The organism is Leifsonia sp. ALI-44-B, from assembly GCF_001984125.1.
Lineage (GTDB): Bacteria > Actinomycetota > Actinomycetes > Actinomycetales > Microbacteriaceae > Okibacterium.
Window position 1 is genome coordinate 1,179,263 of record NZ_MTQL01000006.1, and the last position, 24,264, is coordinate 1,203,526.

19 protein-coding genes, 1 tRNA gene and 1 other RNA gene are annotated in these 24,264 nt (G+C 67.6%); 4 read left to right on the plus strand and 17 right to left on the minus strand.

What is annotated here, in order from left to right; translation table 11 throughout:
* Positions 1–69: 69 nt before the first annotated feature.
* On the minus strand, positions 70–2,610 hold the full coding sequence (locus tag ALI44B_RS06470; RefSeq protein WP_077053797.1) for an ATP-dependent helicase: 2,541 nt from the start codon (positions 2,608–2,610) through the stop codon (positions 70–72).
* A gap of 12 nt (positions 2,611–2,622) precedes the next feature.
* Positions 2,623–3,654, minus strand: a complete 1,032-nt coding sequence (locus ALI44B_RS06475; RefSeq protein WP_077053798.1) for a glycerophosphodiester phosphodiesterase family protein — start codon at positions 3,652–3,654, stop codon at positions 2,623–2,625.
* Between the two features lie 208 nt (positions 3,655–3,862).
* On the opposite strand from ALI44B_RS06475, the gene ALI44B_RS06480 reads away from it, so the two are divergent.
* Positions 3,863–4,684 (plus strand): Bax inhibitor-1/YccA family protein, encoded by an 822-nt coding sequence (locus tag ALI44B_RS06480; RefSeq protein ID WP_077053799.1) that lies wholly within the window; start codon positions 3,863–3,865, stop codon positions 4,682–4,684.
* Positions 4,685–4,786: 102 nt separating this feature from the next.
* Here ALI44B_RS06480 and guaA read toward each other — a convergent pair whose 3' ends face one another.
* The 8 genes from guaA to ffs all read right to left on the minus strand — a co-directional run bounded on the left by guaA (position 4,787) and on the right by ffs (position 13,860).
* On the minus strand, positions 4,787–6,367 hold the full coding sequence (gene guaA / locus ALI44B_RS06485; protein WP_077054036.1) for a glutamine-hydrolyzing GMP synthase: 1,581 nt from the start codon (positions 6,365–6,367) through the stop codon (positions 4,787–4,789).
* Positions 6,363–6,803, minus strand: a complete 441-nt coding sequence (locus ALI44B_RS06490) for a DUF3817 domain-containing protein (RefSeq protein ID WP_077053800.1) — start codon at positions 6,801–6,803, stop codon at positions 6,363–6,365. Before ALI44B_RS06490 ends, guaA begins: the two co-directional genes overlap by 5 nt.
* Before the next feature lie 4 nt (positions 6,804–6,807).
* On the minus strand, positions 6,808–7,680 hold the full coding sequence (locus ALI44B_RS06495) for an SURF1 family protein (protein WP_077053801.1): 873 nt from the start codon (positions 7,678–7,680) through the stop codon (positions 6,808–6,810).
* Positions 7,681–7,690: 10 nt separating this feature from the next.
* Positions 7,691–9,622 carry a cation:proton antiporter gene (locus ALI44B_RS06500; protein ID WP_083709610.1) on the minus strand — a complete coding sequence of 644 codons (1,932 nt, stop codon included), beginning with the start codon at positions 9,620–9,622 and terminating at the stop codon, positions 7,691–7,693.
* 3 nt (positions 9,623–9,625) lie between these two features.
* Positions 9,626–10,153 (minus strand): cation:proton antiporter regulatory subunit, encoded by a 528-nt coding sequence (locus tag ALI44B_RS06505; protein ID WP_077053802.1) that lies wholly within the window; start codon positions 10,151–10,153, stop codon positions 9,626–9,628.
* A gap of 170 nt (positions 10,154–10,323) precedes the next feature.
* A complete protein-coding gene (locus tag ALI44B_RS06510) occupies positions 10,324–11,517 on the minus strand; it encodes an acetate/propionate family kinase (RefSeq protein WP_077053803.1) in 1,194 nt (397 codons plus the stop codon).
* Positions 11,514–13,691: a phosphate acetyltransferase gene (pta, locus tag ALI44B_RS06515; protein WP_077053804.1), complete on the minus strand. Its 2,178-nt coding sequence runs from the start codon at positions 13,689–13,691 to the stop codon at positions 11,514–11,516. The genes ALI44B_RS06510 and pta overlap by 4 nt, the downstream gene beginning before the upstream one ends.
* A gap of 72 nt (positions 13,692–13,763) precedes the next feature.
* Positions 13,764–13,860, minus strand: an RNA gene (ffs, locus tag ALI44B_RS06520) — signal recognition particle sRNA small type.
* Positions 13,861–13,957: 97 nt separating this feature from the next.
* Here ffs and ALI44B_RS06525 point away from each other — a divergent pair.
* The 3 genes from ALI44B_RS06525 (at position 13,958) to ALI44B_RS06535 (ending at position 15,713) form a co-directional block, all read left to right on the plus strand.
* A tRNA-Ser gene (locus ALI44B_RS06525) sits at positions 13,958–14,045 on the plus strand.
* 479 nt (positions 14,046–14,524) lie between these two features.
* Positions 14,525–15,061, plus strand: coding sequence for a hypothetical protein (locus tag ALI44B_RS06530; RefSeq protein WP_077053805.1), 537 nt, complete (start codon positions 14,525–14,527; stop codon positions 15,059–15,061).
* A gap of 46 nt (positions 15,062–15,107) precedes the next feature.
* Positions 15,108–15,713: a MarR family winged helix-turn-helix transcriptional regulator gene (locus ALI44B_RS06535; RefSeq protein ID WP_077053806.1), complete on the plus strand. Its 606-nt coding sequence runs from the start codon at positions 15,108–15,110 to the stop codon at positions 15,711–15,713.
* A 64-nt stretch (positions 15,714–15,777) separates the two neighbouring features.
* Here ALI44B_RS06535 and ALI44B_RS06540 read toward each other — a convergent pair whose 3' ends face one another.
* The 7 genes from ALI44B_RS06540 to ALI44B_RS06570 form a co-directional block, all read right to left on the minus strand.
* Positions 15,778–16,032, minus strand: coding sequence for a hypothetical protein (locus tag ALI44B_RS06540; RefSeq protein WP_077053807.1), 255 nt, complete (start codon positions 16,030–16,032; stop codon positions 15,778–15,780).
* Between the two features lie 47 nt (positions 16,033–16,079).
* The gene (locus ALI44B_RS06545; protein ID WP_238592099.1) at positions 16,080–16,757 is read right to left on the minus strand and encodes a GNAT family N-acetyltransferase; all 678 of its coding nucleotides are present in this window, start codon (positions 16,755–16,757) and stop codon (positions 16,080–16,082) included.
* Positions 16,754–18,013, minus strand: a complete 1,260-nt coding sequence (locus ALI44B_RS06550; RefSeq protein ID WP_077053808.1) for an FAD-binding protein — start codon at positions 18,011–18,013, stop codon at positions 16,754–16,756. The genes ALI44B_RS06545 and ALI44B_RS06550 overlap by 4 nt, the downstream gene beginning before the upstream one ends.
* Positions 18,010–18,756 (minus strand): phosphatase PAP2 family protein, encoded by a 747-nt coding sequence (locus ALI44B_RS06555; protein WP_077053809.1) that lies wholly within the window; start codon positions 18,754–18,756, stop codon positions 18,010–18,012. The genes ALI44B_RS06550 and ALI44B_RS06555 overlap by 4 nt, the downstream gene beginning before the upstream one ends.
* 135 nt (positions 18,757–18,891) lie before the next feature.
* Positions 18,892–20,121: a multidrug effflux MFS transporter gene (locus ALI44B_RS06560; protein WP_077053810.1), complete on the minus strand. Its 1,230-nt coding sequence runs from the start codon at positions 20,119–20,121 to the stop codon at positions 18,892–18,894.
* Positions 20,122–20,338: 217 nt separating this feature from the next.
* Positions 20,339–22,540: a thrombospondin type 3 repeat-containing protein gene (locus ALI44B_RS06565; protein WP_143459015.1), complete on the minus strand. Its 2,202-nt coding sequence runs from the start codon at positions 22,538–22,540 to the stop codon at positions 20,339–20,341.
* 173 nt (positions 22,541–22,713) lie between these two features.
* Positions 22,714–24,216: a sugar ABC transporter ATP-binding protein gene (locus ALI44B_RS06570; RefSeq protein WP_077053812.1), complete on the minus strand. Its 1,503-nt coding sequence runs from the start codon at positions 24,214–24,216 to the stop codon at positions 22,714–22,716.
* Between the last annotated feature and the right edge of the window lie 48 nt (positions 24,217–24,264).

A 24,264-nucleotide genomic window follows, 5' to 3' on the forward strand; every position in this document is an offset into this window, starting at 1 on the left:
CAAGAGCCGCGCATCGCGGCGACAGGCGCAACCTCCCGCCGCGCTTGCCCGACACAACCGACCGGCGCGCTAGATCTTTTCGATCGGCGCGATCTTGATGAGCAGCTTCTTGGCGCCGGCCGAGTCGAAGGCCACGTGCGCGATGCGTTTGGCGCCGATTCCGGTCACCTGTTGCACGCGCCCCTCGCCGAAGTCGGTGTGCCGGATGCGGTCGCCGCTCTGCAGCTCGAGGTCGCCGTTGTCACGCACCTGGTTGGTGACCCGGTTGGGCCAATCCTTCTTCTCGGTGAGCGCCTTGCCGTTGAACGACCCCTGCAACCCGGGCGCGGAGTCGTCGCCCCAGCGGGACTTCTGCGCGTTGAGTGCCCGCGACTGGGTGCCGCCGCGCGAGTTGGCCATGCCGGGCGATTGACGCCACTCGATGAGCTCGGCGGGGATCTCTTGCAGGTAGCGGCTGGGCATGGCCACCGACGTCTCGCCGTATTGCGCGCGCGTCATGGCGAGCGAGATGTGCAGCTTCTTGCGGGCGCGCGTGATGCCGACGTAGAACAGCCGGCGCTCTTCGGACGGGCCGCCCGGCTCGCCGGCCGACATGCGATGCGGCAGCAGGTCTTCTTCGACGCCCGTGAGGAAAACGGCGTCATATTCGAGACCCTTTGCCGTGTGCAGCGTCATGAGCGAGACGGTGCCGGAGCTGTCGTCGAGGTCGTCGGCGGCGGCCACGAGCGACACCTCGGTGAGGAAGTCGACGAGGTTGCCGTCGGGGTTGTTGCGCTCGAAGTCTTTCGTCACGGCGATGAGCTCTTCGACGTTCTCGGCGCGTGCCTCGTCTTGCGGGTCGCGGCTGGAGCGCAGGGTCTCGACGAGACCCGACTTGGTGATGAGCAGCGTGATGACGTCGGACACCTTGCCCTCGGCCACGAGAGCGCTGGCCTCGTCGAGCAGCTCGGACAGGCCCGTGATGGCGCGCGTAACCTTGGGCCCGAGGCCGAGCGAGGCCGCGTCGCGCAGAGCTTCGCGGAACGAGATGTCGTTGGCCTCGGCGAAGGAGGCCAGCTGGGTCTCGGTGGCGGGCCCGATGCCGCGCTTCGGCGTGTTGAGGATGCGGCGCATGGCCAGCGTGTCGAGCGGGTTGGCGACGGCCGCCAGATAGGCCATGGCATCTTTGATCTCGGCGCGCTCGTAGAACTTGGTGCCGCCCATGATGCGGTAGGGCAGGGCCGACCGGATGAAGATCTCTTCGAGCGCTCGCGTTTGCGCGTTGGTGCGGTAGAAGACGGCGATCTCGGAGTAGGCCATGCCCGCGGCGTGCAGCTTCTCAATCTCGTCGGCCACGAACTGGGCTTCGTCGTGCCCCGAATAGCCCGTGAAGCCGATGATCTTGTCGCCGTCGCCGCCGGCCGACCACAGCTTCTTGTCCTTGCGGTCGAAGTTGTTGGCGATGACGGCGTTGGCGGCCGACAGGATGTTCTGGGTCGAGCGATAGTTCTGCTCGAGCAGCACCACCTTGGCACCCGGGAAGTCGCGCTCGAACTCGGTGATGTTGCGGATGTCGGCCCCGCGGAAGGCGTAGATCGATTGGTCGGAGTCACCCACGACCGTCAGCGAGGCGCCCGGGATCTTGCCTTCGTCGTCGCGCAGGTTGCGCACGTGGTCGCCCGCGGCCTCGAGCTCGTTGACCATCTCGGTGGGAACGGCGCGCGTGAGCTCGCGGATGAGCGAGTACTGGGCGTGGTTCGTGTCCTGGTATTCGTCGACCAGCACATGGCGGAACCGACGCTGATACTTGGCGGCGACATGCGGGAACGCGCGGAACAGGTAGACCGTCTGCCCGATGAGGTCGTCGAAGTCGAAGGCGTTCGCGGCCGTCAGTGCGCGCGTGTAGGCGCGGAAGATGGCGAGGAACACGGCCTCTTGCGGGTCGGACGTGTTGACCATGCGCGCGAAGCTGTCGACGTCGGCCAGCTCGTTCTTGAGCTTCGAGATGCGCGCGGATGCATTGGCGGGCGTGAACCCGAACGTGTCGGCCTCGAGCTCCTTGATGATGCGCTTGAGCAGCACGCGCGAGTCGGCGGAGTCGTAGATCGTGAAGCTCTGCGTGAACCCGAAGTTCTCGGCCTCTTTACGCAGGATGCGCACACACGCCGAGTGGAAGGTGGAGATCCACATGCCGTCGGCGCCCTGGCCGAGCAGCGCGCCCACGCGCTCGCGCATCTCGGCGGCGGCCTTGTTGGTGAAGGTGATGGCGAGGATCTGGCTCGGCCACGCCTCGCGGCTCTCGATCAGGCTGGCCACGCGGCGGGTGAGCACACTCGTCTTACCCGAGCCGGCGCCCGCCACGATGAGCAACGCCGGGCCGCGGTATTCGACGGCCTCACGCTGCTGCGGGTTCAACCCGTCGAGCAGGCGCGACGCACCACCCCAGCCGGGCCCGCCAGCAGTCGCACCGGCACCGCGAGCGCCGCCGTCACCGCCGCCTGGCCATCCGTTCGCTCCATCGCGAGACCCGTTGCTGTAAACGCCGTCGCCCGAAGGGATCTCGGCGACGGGCCACCCGTCGAGGATGATGGGCGTCGCGGAATCGCGGTCGGAGGGGTTCTCAGTCGTCATGTCCCCCCAAGTCTAAGCGGCACCACCGACACTCTCCCGGCCGAGATCGGGGTGGTCCACGAAGATGCCGTCGACGCCCGTTTCGAGCACCGCCCGGAACTCGCCGCGCCAGTCGCCGAACGCATTCTTGCCGCCCGCCAGCCGGAACGCCGGGGTGAGGAAGCGGTTCTCCGGCCGCAGCGTCCAGGTGAAGACATCCAGGCCGGAATGGTGGGCGAGATTGACGAGAGCGGCCCCGTCGGCGCGCTGTTCCTCCGAGCCGTCGGCGCCCAGCAGCAGGCTCTTATCGACGCTGATGCCCTGCACCCAGGCGCTCGCCCCGAATGCCGCAAGGCTCTCGGATGTCAGCTGCTCGGCGTAGCTCGGCGCATCAGACCCCTCGGCGGCGACCCGATCGAACGGCGCCCCCTTCTTCTCGACGAGGTACACGCCGCGCCCGCCGAGACCGCGCTCGTGCAGCTGTCGCAGCACCGTCTCCTCGAACGATTCGACGACGAGGTGCTCGGCCGGGAGCGACGCCAGCGCATCGGCGATGAGACCGTCGAGCGGCAAGCCGATGGAGGCGAAATGGGTCGCGTGTTTGACTTCGGCCACCAGACCGAGTTGCCGGCCGCGACGTTCGGAGGCCGCATCCACGATGTCGAGCAGGTCCTCGAGTCGCAGCAGCGGTTCGGTTCCGTCGAATGCAGCGCTGGCGGGGCGCACCCGGGGCAGACGTTCGCGCGCACGCAGCGTCTGCAGCTCGGCCCAGTCGAAGTCCTCGGTGAAAAAGCCCGTGTGCTCGCGGCCATCCACCGTCGTCGTGCGGCGGCGGTCGGCGAATTCCGGATGCTCCGCCACATCGGTCGTGCCCGAGATCTCGTTCTCGTGCCGCACCACGAGCACACCGTCGCGCGTGGCCACGAGGTCGGGCTCGACAGCGTCCGCCCCCATCTCGAATGCGAGTTCGTAGGACGAGCGCGTGTGCTCGGGCCGGTACCCCGGGGCGCCCCGATGCCCGATGACGAGGGGTTCGCTGCGGCCGTGCTTCTCGCGTTCAGTCATGCCATCCAGCTAACCACCGCCGTCCGAACGGTCGCCGCACGGCAGCTTAAGTCTCGGGCGCATAGTTCGGTTACGGGGACGGCGTCGGAAGCCCCGGATGCCCCCGGAATAAGGGACAGTTCTCAGCGTTCTCTACTACTGTTGAATGAATCTCTCGCACCACGAGAAACCCCACACGCATCGCTCCAACGACGAAGGACAACCAGAAATGGCTGCATCGAACAACCCGGCTTTCAATAACCGAGCGTTCCAGGGCGCTAACGGGCAGACGCTCGCCGTGCCTCCTGTCTCCGCCGACCAGCTGCAAGACATGTACAACCAGCCCGCCGCTGGTTCCGTGCAGACCGACCGCATGTCGGTCGAAGACACCGTGATGAAGAGCATCATCGCCTTCGGCGTGCTCCTCGTGGGCGCGGCGGCCGGTTGGCTGCTCGTCTCGGCCGTCCCCTCCGCCATCGGCGTGGTCATGGTTGCCGGCGTCATCGGCTTCGTGCTCGCGCTCGTCAACATCTTCAAGAAAGAGCCGTCGCCGGCGCTGATTCTCGCCTATGCAGGTGTGCAGGGCGTGTTCGTCGGCGCGATCTCGCTGACTTTCGAGATGGTGTCTCCCGGAATCGTCGGCCAGGCCGTTCTCGCTACCCTCGCGGTTGTCGGTGCCACGCTCGCCCTGTTCGCAAGCGGTAAGGTCCGCGCCTCTAAGCGCGCCACCAAGATTTTCATGATCGGTATGGTCGGCTACCTGGTTTACTCGCTCATCAATGTCGGCCTCGTGGCATTCGGTGTGGTCGACTCGGGCTTCGGCCTCGACTCTGAGGTCACCATCCTCGGCATCCCCCTTGGCCTCATCCTCGGCGTCCTCGTCGTGCTGATGGGCGCCTACTCGCTCGTGCTCGACTTCGACGCCATCCAGCAGGGTGTGCGCAACCGCGCCCCCCGCAAGTACGGTTGGACCGGCGTGTTCGGCATCATGCTGACGGTCATCTGGCTCTACCTGCAGATCCTGCGCATGCTGGCCATCGCCCGCGATTAGTCGCCGCGCTGCCGGCTCCGCCTAGCCGCACGAACAACAACGAAGAAGGGCCGTTCCCACAGGAACGGCCCTTCTTCTGTGCACGGCGTCAGGAGCCCGCACTCACTCCCATTCGATGGTGCCCGGCGGCTTCGACGTGACGTCGAGCACGACGCGGTTCACACCATCCACCTCGTTGGTGATGCGGTTGGAGATGCGGGCGAGCAGGTCGTAGGGCAGGCGCGTCCAGTCGGCCGTCATGGCATCCTCGCTCGACACGGGGCGCAGCACGATCGGGTGACCGTAGGTGCGGCCGTCGCCCTGAACGCCCACCGAGCGCACGTCGGCGAGCAGCACGACCGGGCACTGCCAGATCTCGCGGTCGAGGCCGGCCGCCGTGAGCTCTTCGCGCACGATCGAGTCGGCCTTCTTGAGCAGCTCAAGGCGCTCGGCCGTGACCTCACCGACGATGCGGATGCCGAGGCCCGGCCCGGGGAACGGCTGGCGCTGCACGATGACGTCGGGCAGGCCCAACTCGGAACCGATCGCCCGCACCTCGTCCTTGAACAGGGTGCGCAGCGGCTCGACGAGCTCGAACTGCAGGTCTTCCGGCAGGCCGCCCACGTTGTGGTGGCTCTTGATGTTGGCCGTGCCCGTTCCGCCGCCGGACTCGACGACGTCGGGGTAGAGCGTGCCCTGCACGAGGAAACGGATGGGCTCGCCATCGGCCTGCGCCTCGCGCACCAGATCGGCCTCGGCCTGTTCGAAGCTTCGGATGAACTCGCGCCCGATGATCTTGCGCTTCTGCTCGGGGTCGGTGACACCGGCGAGGGCCGTGAGGAACTGCTCGCGGGCGTCGACCGTGACGAGGCGCACACCCGTGGAGGCCACGTAGTCTTCTTCGACCTGACGGCGCTCGTCTTGGCGCAGCAGGCCGTGGTCGACGAAGACGCAGACCAGCTGGTCGCCGACGGCCTTGTGCACGAGGGCAGCTGCGACGGCGGAGTCGACGCCGCCCGAGAGGCCGCAGATGACGCGAGCCGAACCGACCTGGGCGCGGATGTTGTCGACCTGCTCGGCGATGACGTTGCCCGGGTTCCAGTCGGAGGGGATGCCCGCGGCACGGTGCAGGAAGTTCTCGAGCACGGCCTGGCCGTGCGCCGAGTGCTTGACCTCGGGGTGCCACTGCACGCCGTAGAGCTTGCGCTCGTCGTTGCCGAACGCGGCCACGGCGGTGGAACCGGTCGATGCGAGCACCTCGAAGCCCTCTGGCGCCTTGGACACCTGGTCTCCGTGGCTCATCCACACCGTCTGATCGGTGGGCTGGCCAGCGAGCAGCGTGCCGCCGTCGCCCGTGATGGTGGCGCCGGTCGAACCGTATTCGCGCAGACCCGAGTGGGCGACCTCGCCGCCCAGCGACTGGGCCATGACCTGGAAGCCGTAGCAGATGCCCATGGTGGGCACGCCGAGGTCGAAGATCTTCGCGTCGAGTGCCGGGGCGCCCTCTTCGTAGACGCTCGAGGGGCCGCCCGACAGCACGATGCCGGTGGGGTTCTTCGCCGCCACCTCTTCTGCCGTGATGGAGTGCGGGACGATCTCGGAATAGACGCCGGCCTCACGCACGCGTCGGGCGATCAGCTGCGCGTATTGCGCACCGAAATCGACGACGAGGACGGGTCGTTGGCTCGTGGCCTTCTCGCTAATGGGAAACCTCCGTGGGGGTGTTGGCGCGCTCAGCGCGGGAAGCAAGATAGGCCTTCACCTCGCGGCCGACTTTGGCCTCGAGGAAGAAGGAGAGGAACGGAACGATGCCACCCAGGGCGATCAGGATGAAGCGGCTGAACGGCCAGCGCATGAGCGACCACAGGCGGAAGTCGCTGAAGAGGTAGACCACGTAGAACCAGCCGTGCGCGATGAGGATGCCGGTCGAGAGGTTCACGCCCGTGACGGTGTCGACGGGCACGAGGCCGAGGAAACCGGAGCCACCGCCCAGCTCGATCTCGAAGCCCATGGCGTATTTCAGCAGCATCTCGATGCAGAGCAGCAGCAGCATGACACCGGTGATGATCGACGCGATCTGGTAGAAGCGCAGGGCGCCACGGATGCGCGGCAGATCACTCTGTCGAGGTTCTAGGGGCATGGCCCTAGTCTACGCGAACGGGTTCGTGGCCGGCTCCCGAGGCCAGGAGCTTCTCCTCGTATTCGCGCTCCCACGTGTCGCGCACGAGGCGGTACCAGAGGAACACCGCGAAGCCCGCGAAGACGACCCACTCGACGGCGTAGAAGATGTTGAGCCAGTTGACCGTGGTCTCGGGCACGGGCGGCGGCGCATCGATGGCCACGAGTCCGTCGACCTGCCCCACCTCGGCGGGGTCGCCCGCGATCACGTAGCCGCCGTAGACGTCGTGGCCGGTCATGTCCTGCCAGCGGTTGATGAGCGCCGACACGGCCATGGTGTTGAGCACGTTCGGGTCGCCATCCTCGGCGGTCTCGGGCGCCTGGCCCGGGATGAGCCGCCCGGTGACGGTGACATCGTCGGATGCCGCGGGCTGGGCGTTGAGCTCGGCGGCGGCGTCCTTCGCGACCTCTTCGCTCTCGGTCCATCCGACCGCAACGGCGATAGCCGCCCCCTCGGAACCGGTCGTGCCCTCTGAGCCGGCCTTCTGCTCGAAGTGCGCGGCGACCCAGTAACCCGTTCGGCCGTCTTGCACACGCTCGGTGATGACGCTGAAGTCGCCCGGAACGTAGCGCCCCTCGGCCGTGACGGTCTGGCCGATGGACGTGTCGTACATGGGTTTGCCCGGCGTCTGCGCCTCGCCGATGGGGCGCGCGATCTCGCTGACCTCGGCGGTGTCGGCCGCGGGGACGACGGCGCGCTCGAGCTGCCAGTGGCCGAGCCAGGCGAACGCTCCCGCGATCGCGATCGCGAGGAGCAACATGGCGATCCAGCGCGGCCGCACCATGACGCGCACGATGGTGCGGTCGGGCTTCGGCCGCTCATCGGGGGCCACGGCCACGGCGTTCTCGTTAGTAATCGTCTTCTCGCTTTCGGGGGCGCTCTTCGTCTGATTGGCGCATGGCCTGCTCGATCAGACGCTCGATGTTATCCGGCTCGCCTGGGCCGGCGCCGAGAGCGGGCCTCGGTTTCGGGCCTCCCTCGCGCGGCGGTACGGGCCGCTCGGGGGCTGAGTGGCTGTAGGGGTCGGGGTCGACGATGGCGGCGCGGCCGGCGTCGTGCCCGGCCTCGAACCCGGCCTCGAACCCGGCGGCGTGGCCCTCGCGGCGCCCGGCCGCGTGTCCTTCGTCCCGCCCGACGGCGTGACCCTCATCGTGGCCGGCTGCCCGGCCCTCATCGTGGCCGGCACGGCGCGCGGCTTCACGGGCCACGGCGGCGTCTTCTGCGGCCGCGCGGGCGGCGTCATCGGCCTCGAGGTCGCGGGTGCCGCCGGAGTTGCTCCCGCTGCGGGGGCGCGCGAGCTCGGCATCCATCGGGTCGACGTCGGGTTCCTCGAGCGGATCGCCGAAGGGTTCGCGGGGGCGGCGTGCGCGCGGCTCATCCGAGCCCCCGCCGAAGGCATCGGCCAGAGCCGCATCGAGAGCCGTGTCGCCGTCGTCGGTGGCGGTGGCTGCGGCATCCGTTCGAGTGCCGGCGGGAACCTGGCCTCGCGCACCGCGTTCGCGCGAACCGCCGTCGGTCGCAGAGGGGGCCGTCGCCGCCGCCACGAGACGTTCGGCCTCGTCGAGCACGGGGTCGGCCGAGCGCGCTGCTTTTTCGCGCCGCGCGGCTTTCTGCTTGGGGCTGCGCAGGATGACGCGACCGATCTGCTCCGACCGCGACGCGATGATGGGCCCGATGACGGCCATGATCAGCACGTAGAGGCCCGCGAAGGGCGAGATGCGCGGATCGAGCCCCGCGCTCACGGCCAGGGTCGCCAGAATCAGCGCGAACTCGCCACGGTTCTGCAGGATGACGGTGGTGTTGATGCCCGCCTGGGGCCCGAGCCCGTTGAGCCAGGCCACGAACTGCCCCGCGATGATGTTCAGCAGGATGGTCATGCCGACGGCGGCCAGCACGGGAACGAGCACGCTGCCGAATTCGGCGGCATTGAGGGCCAGACCGAAGTTGAGGAAGAAGAAGGCGCCGAAGACATCCCGCAGAGGAACGGCGACGCTCTCGATGCGGTTGCGGTAGCGCGTGGCCCCGAGGACGAGGCCGATCAGGAAGGCGCCGATCGCGTCGGTGACGCCGAGGAATTCGCCGACTCCGCCGAAGAGGACCGCCAGTCCGAAGAACAGGATGGTGAAGAGCTCGTCGTCCTTGGTGCGGAACAGCCGAGACACGAGTTTGCCGCCGTAGCGCGCGATGGCGAACATGGCGATGATGAAGGCGAAGGCGACGACCAGTTTGCCGATCACCGGCAACAGCTCGGTCTCGCCCGAGAGCACGACGCCCACGATGGCCAGGTAGATGGCGATGAAGATGTCCTCGACCACCGTGACGCCCAGGATCATGGGGGTCTCGCGGTTGGTGAGGCGGTTGAGCTCGATAAGCAGTTTGGTGACGATGGCGCTCGACGAGGTGGCCGTGATGCCCGCGATGATCAAGGCTTCTTTGGCGCCCCATCCGACCATGAAGCCGAAGGCGATGCCCGCCGCCATGTTGAACGCGATGTAGGTGCCGCCCGAGATGAGCAGTTTGCCCGCGTTCTCGAAGAACTCGTCTTGATCGAACTCGAGCCCCAGGTTGAACAGCAGCAGGATGAGGCCGAACACCGCTATGAGCTCGATGTGGGAACCATCGAACGAGAGCGGGAACCATCCACTGTTCGGGCTCGCGATCAAGCCCACCATCATGTAGATGGGGATGGCCGGAAGGCCGATCAGTTTTCCGAGGCGTCCGAGCACATACGCGATGACGAGGAGGACGCCGAGGATGATGAGGTCTTCGCCGAGGTGCATGGGCTAACCCCCGGGCGGGGAGTCGACGCCGGCCTTGGTTTTCGAGCCGGTGCGGAAGAACATGAACGCTTTTGCCACTTTCTCGGGCGAACCGGCGACCACGAGCGTGTCGCCGGGGAAGACGCGGAAGTCGGGCGAGGGGGCCGGGTTGGCCGATTCGCCGCGCACGACGGCCACGACCGTGAGGCCGACGATGCCGCGCTCGGCAGGGTTGCCGAGCGGCTGACCGGCGATGTAGTCCTCGTAGTCGACGCGGAACCAGTCGATCGAGAGGCCGGGGATCTGGTCGAGCGCCGTGAGCGATTCGGTGATCTGCGTGCCGCCGAGCAGCTCGGCGAGCGTGTGCGCCTCGTCTTCGGAGAGGCGCAGCGACACCTTGGTGGCGTCGGAACCGTCTTCGTCGTCGCTGAACGTGATCAGGTCGCTGTGACCCGAGCGGTGCGCGATGACGCCGACCTTGCCGCCGTCGTCGGTGACGAACGTGTGAAGAACGCCCACACCGGGAAGTTTGACCCGCCGAACATCAGCCATGCCGGAACTCCTTGTACTTGTGGCTCGCACCGATTCAACGACCGATGGCGCGCTTGTATTCCTCAGTCTATCGAGCGGCGCGCGCGGCCCGGCCGGGAACCGAGGTCGGCGACAACAGTTGCCGGCGCGACCGCGGTTGTCAGCGCGGCCGCCGGGAACTCGACGCCGACTCAGCCCTGCGTGACCGCGAGCGTCTGCCGCGCGATCTCGAGCTCCTCGTTCGTCGGCACCACGAGAACCGTGATCTCGGAGTCGTCTGCCGAGATGCGGCGGATGCCCCGCTCCCGCGACTCGTTGCGCTCGGGATCGATGCGAATGCCGAGGCGCTCCATACCGGCCAACGCCCCCGCGCGCACGGCCGCGACGTTCTCGCCGACGCCCGCCGTGAACACGATGACGTCGAGCCGCCCGAGTTCGGCGTAGTACGCGCCGACGTAACGCTTGATGCGGTGCAGGTAGACATCGAGGGCCTCGACGGCTCCCGCATCCCCCTCGCCCGCGCGCTCTTGCAGGTCGCGCATGTCGCCGCGGCCCGAGAGGCCGAGGAGACCCGACTTGCGGTTCAGCAGTTCGTCGAGCGCCGCGAAGTCGTAGCCGCCCTTGCGGTTGAGGTGCAGCAGCACGGCGGGGTCGATATCACCCGAGCGCGTGCCCATGACGAGTCCCTCGAGCGGCGTCATGCCCATCGACGTGTCGACCGAGCGGCCGCCTTCGATGGCCGTCGCCGAAGCGCCGTTGCCGAGGTGCAGCACGATCTGGTTGAGCTCGCCGAGCTCGCGGCCCAGGAACTCGGCCGCCGCCTCTGAAACGAACTTGTGCGACGTGCCGTGGAAACCGTAGCGCCGGATGCGGTGCTGATCGGCGACCTTCTGATCGATGGCGTAGCGGTAGGCGGCGGGCGGCAACGTCTGGTGGAACGCGGTGTCGAAGACGGCCACGTGCGGCACATCGGGGAACGCCTTCTGGGCGGCCTCGATGCCCTGCAGGTTGGCGGGGTTGTGCAGCGGCGCCAGGTCGGCGAGGTCTTCGATGTTGATCTTGACCAGGTCGGTGACGACGGTGGCCTCGTAGAAGCGTTTGCCGCCGTGCACGACGCGGTGACCCACGGCGATGGGTGGCTCCTCGGTGAGCGAGGGACCGGTCTCGTCGAACGCCTTGAGCATGAGCTGGAAGCCCGCGGCGTGGTCGGCGACGGGTTCGGTGACGCGCACCTCGTCGTGGCCGGGGCGGCGGTGCACCGCGACCCCCTCGGACTCGCCGATGCGCTCGACCAGTCCCGAGGCGAGGGTCTCTTCGGACTCGCTGTCGATCAGCTGATACTTGAACGACGACGAACCCGAGTTGACGACCAGGATGCCGCTCATGCCGTCGCCGCCTGGATCGCGGTGATGGCCACGGTGTTGACGATGTCTTGCACGAGAGCTCCCCTGGACAGGTCGTTGATGGGTTTGTTGAGGCCCTGCAGAACGGGCCCGATGGCGACCGCGCCGGCCGAGCGCTGCACGGCCTTGTAGGTGTTGTTGCCCGTGTTGAGGTCGGGGAAGATGAACACCGTCGCCTGGCCCGCGACCTTCGATCCGGGCATCTTGGCGGCGGCAACGGCCTGGTCGGCGGCGGCGTCGTACTGGATGGGGCCCTCGACGAGCAGTTCGGGGCGGCGCTCGCGCACGAAGGCGGTCGCGGCGCGCACCTTCTCGACATCCGCGCCCTGGCCCGATTCGCCCGTTGAGTAGGAGAGCATGGCCACGCGCGGCTCGATGCCGAACTGTTCGGCGGTGGCGGCCGACGAGATCGCGATATCGGCGAGCTGCTCGGCCGTCGGGTCGGGGATGACGGCGCAGTCGCCGTAGACGAGCACGCGGTCGGCGAGCGCCATCAGGAAGACGCTCGAGACGACCCCCACATCCGGTTTCGTCTTGATGATCTCGAAACCGGGGCGGATGGTGTGAGCCGTCGTGTGTGCCGCGCCCGAGACCATGCCGTCGGCCAGCCCCAGGTGCACCATCATGGTGCCGAAGTAGGAGACGTCGGTGATGGTGTCGCGCGCGAGCTCGACCGTGACACCCTTGTGGGCCCGCAGCCGCGCGTATTCTTCAGCGAACCGCAGGCGCAGTACGTCGTCGAAGGGCGAGAGAATCTGCGCCTTCGAGAGGTCGAGCCCCAGGTCGAGCGCGCGCGAACGCACCTCGATCTCTTCGCCCAGGATGGTGAGTTCGGCCACATCGCGCGCCAGGAGCGTGTGGGCGGCGCGCAGCACGCGGTCGTCGGAGCCTTCCGGCAGGACGATGTGGCGGCGATTCTGGCGGGCCCGCTCGAGCAGGGTGTACTCGAACATGAGCGGCGTGACCACATTGGTGCGGCTGACGTGCAGCAACTCGAGCAGCTGTTCGGCGTCGACGCTGTTCTCGAAGAGCGCGAGCGCGGTGTCGTATTTGCGCTGCGAGTCGGCGGCGAGGCGCCCACGGGTCTGCGTGATGCGCACGGCGGTGTCGTAGCTGCCGAGCTCGGTGCGGATGATGGGCACTGCCGGTGTGAGGCCGTCGAGCAGCGTGGTGATGGAGTCGGCCAACTCGAACCCACCGTTGAGCACGATGCCCGCAACCGACGGGAAGGTTCCGGATGCCTGGGCCAGCAGCACGGCAAGAAGCACCTCTGACCGGTCGCCCGGGATGACGACGACGGCGCCGTCGGTGAGGCGCGGCAGCACGTTCTCCATGGACATGGCGGCGACGACCACGCCGAGCGCCTCGCGGCTGAGCAGCGACGGGTCGCCCGACATGAGCGTGCCGTCGACCGATTCGAGGATCGACTGCATGCTGGGCGCGATGAGGAAGAGGTCTTCGGGGATGGCCCACACGGGGATGGTGCTGGCGCTGTCGTTGGCGCTTGGCGCGCCCGATGCGCCGGACGAGTTCTCGCCGTGGGCACCGCTGCCCCCGGGCAGGACCGAGCGGATGGCGGCGACGATCTCGTCGAGCGACTCGGGGTCGGCGCGGTTGGCGACGACGGCGAGGAGTTGCGCGTGCTCGCTCTGCAGTTCGGCGAGCGCGAGTTCGGTGATCTGCCGCATATCGTCGGCTCCGCGCGGCTCTGAACCGCCGAGCTGTTCGCCCATCCCCTGACCGACACGCCCGCCGAGCACGAGCACGACGGGGGCACCGAGGTTGGCGGCGATGCGCGCGTTGTAGCCCAGTTCGGTGGGGCTGCCGACATCCGTGTAGTCAGAGCCGAGGATGACGACGGCGTCGCTTTCGGCTTCGACCCGTTTGAAGCGCTGCACGATGCGGGCGAGCGCGGCATCGGGATCCGTGTGCACCTCGTCGTAGGTGACGCCCACGGCATCAGCGGCGCTCTGCGACACGGCGTCGTGCGCCAGGAGCATGTCGAGCACGTAGTCACCTTCGGCGCCCGTGCGGGCCACCGGGCGGAACACGCCGACGCGCGGGGTTTCGTGACTCAGGGTGTCGAGCACCCCCAAAGCCACGGTCGACTTGCCGGAGTGTCCTTCTGCAGAGGTGATGTAGATGCTGTGTGCCACGGTTTCCAGCCTATTGCGGCGAACCTTGGCGGCACCTCGATGCGGGGCGAATGCACACCTGTGCAGGGCAAAGAAAATGACCCCCCGCGCACCCGCCAGAGCCCGGTTACCCTTGCTACGTTTCCGTCCTGGGGGAATTGGCCTGGATGGCGCCACGCGAGGAGCCGAGAACCAGTGTAACCCACTCGCGAGCCTGGATGCGGTCACCGGCACCCTCCGCGACCGGGTAGGATACTTGAGGTCGTGTTGCCCTGGAGCACACATCTGGAGGATTCGCCTAGTGGCCTATGGCGCACGCTTGGAAAGCGTGTTGGGTGAAAGCCCTCGGGGGTTCGAATCCCCCATCCTCCGCCAATGGAAAAGGCTCGCCCCTTTAGGGCGAGCCTTTCTCCTTTTTTGGCAATAAACACAGCGATTCGAGGAGGAAGGCTGGGGAACCCAGCCTGACGGGGTCCACCATCCTCCGCCAAAGGAAAAAGCTCGCCCTCCTGGGCGAGCTTTTCTCCGTTAATTGGCAAACAAACACAGCGATTCGAGGAGGAAGGCTGGGGCACCCAGCCTGACGGGGTCCACCGTCCTCCGCACAGCTACCGCAGCCCGCTCCGCGGGCTTCCCCTTTTATGGCAATCTTTCTACCCGCCGCTCCCCTAAACATCCCTCCCCCACACCCCGACACACCGCACCACCCCTCATCCCCATAACGCACCCCACCAGCGATTTAACAAACCCGTCACACCCCAAGCCCCATTCGGCCGCCCACATACGGCTAGGCTTTCCCCGGTCGTAACGGGTCGTTTATCAACGCATCCGAAAGCCTTCCTGGGGGGAACACGGTGACCGATGTGTTGACGGTCAAGCCGCGGCGCGCGCTGCTCGGACAGGGCCTTCTGGCCGCTGCGATGATCGTCGTGCCCGTTTTCGCTGTGCTTCTCTGGCTGAGCCGCGATTCGGCGGCGTTCCCGTACGTCGTCGGCCTGCTCGCCGCCACGGTTCTGGCTGCCGCCGTCTGGGCGGCCCTGTTCCTGAGCGTCGAGGTGCGCGTCTCGGGCGACGAGATCGTGCGCCGCACCATCTGGGGCCGCCGCGTGACCATCCCCGTTTCGGGTGTGAGCCGGTCGTTGGTGCTCGATCTGCACCGCACCATGGCGACACAGGCACATCCGCAGTTGTTCGTGCTGGACGACGACGAGCGCGCGCTCGTGCGTCTGCGCGGCGAGTACTGGGGGCGGCACGACATGGAGTTGCTGGTGGGGCGTTTGCGGGCGCCCGTGCAGAGGCTGCAGCATCCCGTCACCCTGGGCGAACTGCAGGTGACGAACCCCCACATGCTGTATTGGTTCGAACGCAAACCGTCCCTGCGCTCCGAATAGGAGATATCGCTCGGCCGGTGGTGGGAGCATGGGTTACTTTTAACGGATGACCGACAATCAGCTGGGCCGATCCGGGTATTGGTACGACCGTGCCGACGACACCACGGCGGCCGTGACGAGTGTCGACGTGCTGAACCTGTTCCGCCAGTACCGCGCCGCCGAGACTCAGATGCGTCGCGACACGCGTGATTCCATGGGCATGGGCGAGACCGACCTACTGGCGCTGCGCTACCTGTTGCGGGCCGCCAAAGCGGGCGAGACGATGACGCCCGGCAAACTCGCGCAGCTGCTCAAGATCTCGACCGCATCCACGACCATTCTGCTCGACCGGCTGGAGAAGAGCGGGCATGTGCGTCGCGCGCCGCATCCCACCGACCGCCGCTCGTCGATCGTGACCGCCACCGACGGCAGCGATGACGAGGTGCGCGCCACCCTGGGTCGCATGCACCAGAACATGGTCGCCGCGGCCGACAGCCTGACCGCCGACGAGATTCGCACGATCAGCCAGTTCCTGCAGCGCATGATCTTCGCCGTCGAGAGCGCCCACGATCACACGGCGACCGACGCCGAGGCCACGCCTGGCAATGACGTGTCAGCCACGGGCGCAGCCGCCGCAGCGTCCGTGACCCCGCGAGGCGCGGCCGCGGTCTAACCGCTCGCAAACGCTACGCCCCGCTCGCACGCGCTACGCCACGCCGTGATTCCGACACAGCGACTCAGGCCGTCTGCCGCCCGCCGGACGCGTGGCGCTGCACGGCCCCCTCCAGCACCTCACGGATGCCGGCGATGAGCGACGACGGCACGACATGCGGCCGCCCGCCCGTGACGGCCTCCCACTCGCGCAGCGCGACGTGTTCGACCTCGGCCGCACCCAGCTCAGGGAAGGCCGCGCTCATCTGGGCGAGGAGGGCGTCGTATCCGACGAGGGCGACCCCGTCGACGACGCCGACCACGTTTTCTTCGGCTGACATCCCGGCCAGCTTACGCGACCCGCATTCGGGGGTCACGGAGGAATCGCCTAGAGGTCCAGTCCGCGCACCGATCCGTCGGGGTTGCTGGCGAGGAGGGGCACGAAGCCGAGGCGTTCGTAGAAGAGCCCGGCGCCCGCATTGGCCGGGTCGAGCGCGAGGTGCACGGCCGGAACTCCGCGTTCGCGCAGGAGGTCGAACATCTCGTTCATGAGACGCCGCCCGAGGCCTCGGCCCTGCGCCTCAGGCAGGAGGTCGATGTGCAGATGCGCGGGATAGCGGTCGACATCGGCGAGCAGCATCCGCTGGGGGTCGTCGGCGGATGTCACGAGCGCAGCGTCGCTCGCCGCCACCGGGTCGGGCCGCACGCCCGGCCACCACACACGGCTGAACCACTCGGCGAAGGCCCGCGTGTCGGCGGTCGCCAACACGTATCCGACGACGCGGCTGCCGTTGTCGACGACGAGCGCCAGCGACGGATCGTGGCGCGCATAGGGCACGGCGTAGACATCCGCGAGCAGGGTGGGTGAGGCGTAGAGCTGCGAGGCATCCTCACCGGCGGCACCCGTGCGCAGGCAGACGTCGGCGAGATCGGCCTCGTCGGCGGGTTCGAACGGTCGGATGGTCAGGGGCCCGAGCTCGCCGCCCGCCCCGGGCAGGCCCGCACCGGGCAGGCCCGCACCGGGCAGGCTCGCACCGGGCAGGCCCGACGCGCCGTGTGACGTCACGGCAGGACCGTGGCCCGCAGCCGATCGTTGCGGAACACGCCGTGCGGGTCGAACCGGTCGACGAGACCGCGGAAGTCGCCCAGCCGCGGGTAGAGTTCGGCGTAGCAATCCGGCTCGATGGTCGACACCTTGCCCCAGTGCGGGCGGGCCTCGAACGGTTCGAGCGCGGCCTCGAGCGTGGGCAGGAACGCCAGCACCTCCGGCGTGCGCGGGTGCCACGTGAAGTGCAACGCCACGACGTCCTCCCCCGAGGCCGGGCTCAGCCACAGGTCGTCGGCCGCGACCGTGCGCACCTCGGCGACCTGCAGGAGCGGCGCGATGCGACCCGCGAGCGAGCGGATGGCGCGCAACGCGTCGACCGCGTGACGTCTCGGCACCAGGTATTCGGATTGAATCTCGGCGCCCGAGGACGGTGTGTGGTCGAGCCGGAAATGGGGCAGGCGATCGAGCCACGCACCCGGCACGCCGAGCTGCGTCGTGCAGGCGAACGCGGGGTTGCCGGGCACGGGGTGGCGGGGGCCCGGGGCGGGCACGGCGCCGAAGACGGTGGCGGGCGCATCCGCATCACGGTCAGGGCGGCGCTTGTGCCACACCTGGTCGATCACATCGGGGTTCTTCCACGTGGTGAACAGGCTGACGCTCGTGGCACCCGAGGTGATGGCGTCGAAGTTGTCGAGGGCCGCCTCGACGGGCAGCCCCTCGTAGACGCGCTGCTCCACCTGGTAGGTGGGCTCGAGGTCGAGCGTGACCCGCGTGACGATGCCGAGGGCGCCGAGCGACACCACGGCACCGGCGAAGTCGTCGTCGCCGCGCACGAGCCGGCGCAGATCGCCGTCGGCCGTCATGAGCTCGAGGCCCGAGACCGTGGCGGCCAGGCTCTGCGCGCCATCGCCCGAACCGTGGGTGCCCGTGGCGATCGCGCCACCCACCGAGATGTGCGGCAGCGACGCCATGGCGGACAGCGCGAAACCCTCGGCCTCGAGACGGTGGGCGAGCTCGCCGTAACGCACCCCGGCGGGAACGTGCACGCGCGAGCCATCCACGTCGATGAGGATCTCGCCCGGGAGCGCCGCCGTCGAGATGAGCGTGCCCTCGGTGTCGCACAGGGCGTTGAACGAGTGACGCGACCCGATCGCGCGCGCATGGTCGGCCGCCGTCACCTCAGCGCGCAGCTCTGCGATGGTCGTCGGAGCGGCCAGGCGCCCGGCCGTGTAACGGTGGTTGCCCGCCCAGTTGAGGCCCGCGTCGATGGTCATCGGGCCGTCGAACCGGTGGCGGGGCCGAATGCGGGGGCGTCGGCATCCGATCGACCGCCGGAGGCTGACCGGGGTATGGGTTCACCGCGCAGGCGGGTGGCGAAGGGCGCCCAGACGATGAGGGCCACGCCGACACCGATGAGCAGGCCGCCGAGGGTGTCGCTCAGCCAGTGCGCGCCGAGATAGGTGCGGGACAGCAGCATGAGGACGGTGTAGAAGAGCCCAGCGATCCACACCCAGACCTTCGGGAAGATGATTCCCAGTGCCACGGCGAGGGTGGCCGCATTGGCCGTATGCCCCGACGGGAATGAACCATAATCCGAGGTGACCAACATGTCCTCGGGGCGCGGGCGGCCCACGATGTTCTTGATCAGCTGCACGACGCCGGCGCTCAGAACCGTCGAGATCGTGAAGAAGATGGCGGCCCACGGGCGGCGGATGATCAGGAGCACGGCGATGATCACGAGAGGCACCACGTAGATGCCGACGATACCACCGCCCAGGAAGTCCATGCCGTGCGCCATGAAGTCGAGCACGGGCCCGCGATTCTCGATCATCTCGTCGAGGAACTCGCTGTCGAACTCGAACGGCAGATCGCCGTTGCGTGACAGGACCAGCGGCACGATGAGCCCCGCGATGAGGAGCGCCAGCGCTCCGCTGATGATCGGCCACCGCCTCGAGAGGTGACGCTCGGTCGGCGTGGCGTTCGATTCGCCGATTCTGGCGGCAATGTCTCGGGGCATAGGGACTATCCTGCCCGCGCCCGGCCGCGATAGCCAACGCGCCGACCGGTAAACGATCGGGGTTGACGAACGCCCCGACACCAGGATCAGTGTCGGGGCGAACATGCCGCTGCCGGGTGAACCGGCCGAAACGGGCTAGTTGGCGAGAGCGGGAACCGTGCGCGGTCGCACGATGAACCACAGCGACAGCACCGAGATGACCGCCGTGCCCGCCATGACGATGCCCATGGGCGCCGCCGTGCCGATGCCCATGACGCCCACGAGCGGCGAGATGATGCCGGCCAGGCCGAAGTTCAGCGCACCGAGCAGCGAAGCCGCCGTGCCCGCCTCGTGGCCGTGGTTGACGAGCGCCAGAACCTGCACGGCCGGGAAACCGAAACCACACGCCATGATGAAGAAGAAGAGCGGAATCAGGATGCCGAGGAGCCCCGCATCCGTGCCCGCGAGCGCCACGATCGTGAGGGCGGCCACGAGTTGCACGGCCGTCGTCACCGACAGGATCCACTGGGCGCCGTAGTGCCGCATGAGCCGCGACGAGACCTGCACGCCGATGACGATGCCGATCGAGTTGACCGCGAACAGGAAACCATATTGCTGAGCATTCAGCCCGTAGACCTGCTGGAACAGGAAGGACGACGAGGACAGATAGGCGAAGAGGCCCGAGAAGCTCATGCCACCGATGAGCGCCACGCCGACGAACACGCGGTCGCTGAAAACGGACTTGTAGCGCTGACCCACGGTCGAGTGACCGGCTCCCACGCGGCGCTCCTGCGGCAGCGTCTCGACGATGAAGAACGACACGGCGACGAGCACGAGGATGCCGTAGGCCGCGAGCACCACGAAGATGCCGCGCCAGTCGACCACCCGCAAGAGTTGCGAGCCGATGACAGGCGCGAGGATCGGCGCGAGGCCGTTGACGAGGGCCAGGCGCGACAGCATGCGCACGAGCGGTTTGCCACCGAAGAGATCGCGCACCATGGCCATCGCCACGACACCACCGGCCGCGGCGCCCATGCCCTGCAGCACGCGGAAGACGCTGAGCCACACGATGTCGGGCGCAAAGGCCGCACCGACACTCGCGGCGATGTGCACCGACGTGGCGATGATGAGCGGCAGTCGCCGGCCCACCTTGTCGCTCCAGGGGCCCATGAACAGCTGGCCCACCGCGAAACCGACCGTCGTGCCCGTGAGCGTCAGCTGGATGAGCGCGGCCTGCACGTCGAGTTCTCGCTCGAGCACCGGGAAAGCCGGCAGATACAGGTCGATGGTGAACGGGCCGAGCGCGGTGAGCGCACCCAGAATGAGAACGTAGACGAGTCGTTGGCGGCGCGTGAGCGCGTCACCGGGGTGCAGAACGGTGGTCACAGAGCAGTTTTCCTCGCGGGGTCGAATCGATTCGAGACAATCGACAACTCTAACAGCGCGGGCGCGGGTCGATATTCCGATCGCGGCCGAAAAAGATGACGAATGGATGAACGGGGGCACAGGTGAGGCCCCGCGAGCGTGAACTCGACGGGGCCTCGGGGGTGCGCATGCCCGACGCACGCGCACCCGGTTGGGGAATCCCTGTTACTTCTGCGGGTCAGCTGCCGTCACGTGCGGCTCCCTTCCGCCCGCGCAGGCCGGGGATGCGACGCCGGAGCGCCGCGCCCAGTCCGAGGGCCAGCAGGAGGATCGATGCGGCCAGGGCGCTTGAGGCATCCTGAGCGCCCGTGTTCGAAAGCGAATCGGTGCCGATCGAGCCACCGGAACCTCCCGTGCCCGTGCCGCCACTCGACGAACCCGCGGATGCAGGGGCATCGGCGGTAGTGCGGCTGCCGTCAGTTGTGTCGGGCTTGCCATCGCCATCCGAATCCTTGTCGAGATAGTCCGGGATGCCGTCGTCATCCGTGTCGGTCGGCGACCCGGGAATGGGGCCGGCCTCTTCACTATCGGGCACGCCGTCGTCATCGGAATCCTTGTCCTGATAATCAGGCTTGCCATCCTTGTCCGTATCGACAGGTTTCGTCGGGTCTGAACCAGCCTCGACCGAATCGGGGATGCCATCATCATCCGCATCCGTATCGACAAGGTCGGGTTTGCCATCCTTATCGGTATCGACCGGTTTTGTCGGGTCGGAACCAACCTCGACCGAATCGGGGATGCCATCGTCGTCGGAGTCGGTGTCTTTCGTGTTGGGCACACCGTCGCCGTCGGTGTCGGCCGGGTTCGTGGGGTCCGGGCCGATCTCGACCGCATCGGGCACGCCATCGCCGTCGCCGTCGCCATTAGAGACAGTGGGCGTCGGGTCGGTCGCGTCGGGGATGCCGTCACCGTCGGAATCGTTGTCCTGATAATCCGGCTTGCCATCCTTATCGGTGTCGACAGGCTTCGTCGGGTCACTTCCGGCCTCACTCTTGTCAGGCAGGCCGTCGCCATCCGAGTCTTCGTCTACCGCATCGGGCTTGCCGTCGCTATCGGTGTCGACGGGCTTCGTCGGGTCGGCACCGGCCTCGACCTGATCGGGGATGCCGTCTTTGTCTGCGTCGCCATTCGCATCGGTCGGCGAGGGGTCGACCCCGTCGGGGATGCCATCGCCATCGGAGTCTGGGTCGCGGTAGTCGGGCAGCCCGTCGCTGTCCGTGTCGACGGGCTTGGTCGGATCGGACCCCGCCTCATTTTCATCGGGGAGACCGTCGCCATCGGAATCGGTGTCGAGGTGATCGGGCTTGCCGTCGCCATCGGTATCGACGGGCTTCGTCGGGTCGGGACCCGCTTCGACGGAATCGGGGATGCCGTCATCGTCGGAATCGGTGTCCCGGAGATCCGGAACCCCATCCGAATCCGAGTCCACCGGCTTCGTGGTCGGATCTGCGTCACCTGCCTCGACACTGTCTGGAATGCCGTCGCCATCCGAGTCGTCGTCCACGTTATCGGTCTCGCCGTCACCGTCGGTGTCGGCTGGGTTACCGTCAGGATCCGCCTCATCGGCGTCGGTGACATCGTCGTCATCCTTGTCGGTGGTGGGCTCGAACACTTCCGCGCTCCATTGCTGCGCTCTGGTGTCGAAGGTGCTGCCGCATCGGTTCAGGACCGTTGCGTGGTATGGAACACCGTCGGAGGTGATGATCTTGGTGATCGTGGCAGACATGCAAGCCTCGTCCTTGGCCGCCCAATAGACGTTCGTCCACCGTTTCGAGGCGTTGCTGTACTCCCACTGCTGCGCTGCCACGTTGAACGGCGAGGCGCAGTCGGACACGACGACGTCGGCGTAGCGCGTGGTGACGCCACCGATCGTCTCACTGACGGCGAGGTCTTCGGTACCCGTCAGACATTGTGGCTTGCCGAGAGTCTGCGAGTAGTAGTCGTTCGTCACCCTCTTCGAGACCGGATCGTAGCGCCACAATTGAGACCGCTCATCGAAAGTGCCTGTGGGACCGCACGCTGCGATCACTACACTGACGGACGGAACCCCCATCGAGACAACGGGCTTGTCACGAGTAGCGGTCAGACACTCATTCGCAGTTCCGCCCTGTGCAAGCCAGTATGCACTCTGGATGTAGGCAGGAGGTTGTGGTGCCGCTTGCGCGAGCGTGGGAAACGCAGTCACCGCCGATGCGAGCATCAGGATCAATGCTCCGCCGAGCGCCAATTCTCTCGGCACATGGAGCACCGAGGTCCTGGGTGGCGGGCAACCCCCTGGATGCGTTCTTTTCGTCGACTTCATGTGCGCAACCCCTTCGATGAGCATGACTCGCTGACTCTCAGGCCATTGAGTGAATGTTGTATGCTGATATTCAGACATCCGCATACTCGCACGATTCACAGAAGAAACACAAGAGGAGCGAACCCATGCCGCGGAAGGGTTGCCAATAGGAACAGCAAGTACGCCCGCGGGCCCGGGCTTTGATGACAGTCCGTCTGAGACCCCACGAAGCGCCCGGGCTAACCTGGCATCGCGACGTTTCGAATCCGCTACTACGGCGAAAGCGGACGCAAGCGAGCGCGGACAACGCGTCGAATGCGATCTTTCTCCGAGAGACCGATCAGGTTCATCTGCTCGAGAAGGGATCCCGACTGGACGGTGAGAAGGCGATCCGCGCAGCTCGCGATGTCGGAGGGGCGAGCGGAAACGACCATAGCGGCGCCGCCACCAGCCACGAAAGACAGCACCGCGGCGATTCGCGCAGCGCGGTCGTTGAGGAAGGGCTCGTCGAGGATGACGACGGCCGGGCCGGACGCAGACCAGGAGCGGAGGACATCCGTGAACGCCGATGGGTCGTCGCCACCCCGCAGGGCGGCCACGAGCGACGGACGGGATGTTCGATAGGCCCGGCGCGGGTCGATGACGCCCGAGGAGGCTAACCGTTTCAGAGTGGCGCCGGACACGCTGGTCGGGATGCCGCCTAGAAGGCCCACATCGTAGGAGAGGGGCCACTCGCTGCCATACGAGATGCCCGCAGAGATCGCCTCCGCAGCGGTCAGCGATCCGACCTCCACATCGTGTGCGTCGGAGCCCTGTGCGCCTGACAGGTGTGCACCTGAGAGGTGTGCGCCCACGCGGCGTTCGTCCGACGGGGATGCATTCACGCCGTCGAGGCGCGGTCCGCCAACCCGGCGCGCACGCACGCTCCCCTGCGTGGCCGGGCCCATCGAGGCACCGAACAGGCTGAGCGCGAGCTCGCGCGCCCCCTGGCCCGTCAGGGCGGTGATCTCCCCGGCGCGGAGATCGAACGACACCCCGTCGGCGACGGGAGCGGACACGCCGGGAAGGGCGGGGACCGTCCACCCCGACACGGTGAGGACGGGTGACGACCCCGTCGCCGACCCGGGAACGACCGGGCGGTGGTCGAGCTGTTCGGCTCGCTCCCCGGTCGCGCCGACATCCCCACCCGCTTGGGCCGAGAGAAGCTCGACGACCTCCTCGGATGCGCGCGACCCCGGCTCGCACGTTCCGGCAACGCGCGCCACGCCCGAGTCGAGGCTCACGACCGTGATCGTCTGCGCGTGGCCCAGGAAAGCCCCCACGGCGGCGCCGGCCGCGACGACCCGCACGCCCCTCGACAACAGGTGGCGGCAGGCGCGCACGACCGATTCGGATGCGACTTCGAGCCGGTCTGCGTTGATGGCGCAGGCGCGCGCTCCCTGAGCGGCGACGCGCGCGAGAGCGAAAAGCAGGTGATCTTCGTGGCGCAGGGTCAGCGGCCCGTCGGGGCTCAGATCAAGACCAAAGCTCGAGAAGACCCCGGCGGCCTCGCGCCGCATTCGGCCACGATCGACCAGGCCGAAACGGCGGGGTTCGTGACCCAGGAAGAGGTTCTCGGCGGCATCCTGATAGGGGCTGAGCGCCAGATCGCCGTCGATGACCGCATCGACCGGCACCTGGAGGCGGGCGAGCAGATCGGCGACGTCGTCGACATCGATGTCGGTCGCGATGACGTGCAGACCGGGACCATCGAAAGCACCACTGGCTTCAGACATCCCGCACGCCCTTCGTTAAAGCCATCGGCGGAGGTCTCCGCCCTAGAA

What these genes read in the sequence shown, in the direction of transcription:
- ALI44B_RS06470 (WP_077053797.1), bottom strand. Translation starts at nt 2,610, where the DNA reads ATGACGACTGAGAACCCCTCCGACCGCGATTCCGCGACGCCCATCATC.
- ALI44B_RS06475 (WP_077053798.1), bottom strand. Translation starts at nt 3,654, where the DNA reads ATGACTGAACGCGAGAAGCACGGCCGCAGCGAACCCCTCGTCATCGGG.
- ALI44B_RS06480 (WP_077053799.1), top strand. Translation starts at nt 3,863, where the DNA reads ATGGCTGCATCGAACAACCCGGCTTTCAATAACCGAGCGTTCCAGGGC.
- ALI44B_RS06490 (WP_077053800.1), bottom strand. Translation starts at nt 6,803, where the DNA reads ATGCCCCTAGAACCTCGACAGAGTGATCTGCCGCGCATCCGTGGCGCC.
- ALI44B_RS06500 (WP_083709610.1), bottom strand. Translation starts at nt 9,622, where the DNA reads ATGCACCTCGGCGAAGACCTCATCATCCTCGGCGTCCTCCTCGTCATC.
- ALI44B_RS06505 (WP_077053802.1), bottom strand. Translation starts at nt 10,153, where the DNA reads ATGGCTGATGTTCGGCGGGTCAAACTTCCCGGTGTGGGCGTTCTTCAC.
- ALI44B_RS06510 (WP_077053803.1), bottom strand. Translation starts at nt 11,517, where the DNA reads ATGAGCGGCATCCTGGTCGTCAACTCGGGTTCGTCGTCGTTCAAGTAT.
- ALI44B_RS06535 (WP_077053806.1), top strand. Translation starts at nt 15,108, where the DNA reads ATGACCGACAATCAGCTGGGCCGATCCGGGTATTGGTACGACCGTGCC.
- ALI44B_RS06540 (WP_077053807.1), bottom strand. Translation starts at nt 16,032, where the DNA reads ATGTCAGCCGAAGAAAACGTGGTCGGCGTCGTCGACGGGGTCGCCCTC.
- ALI44B_RS06550 (WP_077053808.1), bottom strand. Translation starts at nt 18,013, where the DNA reads ATGACCATCGACGCGGGCCTCAACTGGGCGGGCAACCACCGTTACACG.
- ALI44B_RS06555 (WP_077053809.1), bottom strand. Translation starts at nt 18,756, where the DNA reads ATGCCCCGAGACATTGCCGCCAGAATCGGCGAATCGAACGCCACGCCG.
- ALI44B_RS06565 (WP_143459015.1), bottom strand. Translation starts at nt 22,540, where the DNA reads ATGTCTGAATATCAGCATACAACATTCACTCAATGGCCTGAGAGTCAG.
- ALI44B_RS06570 (WP_077053812.1), bottom strand. Translation starts at nt 24,216, where the DNA reads ATGTCTGAAGCCAGTGGTGCTTTCGATGGTCCCGGTCTGCACGTCATC.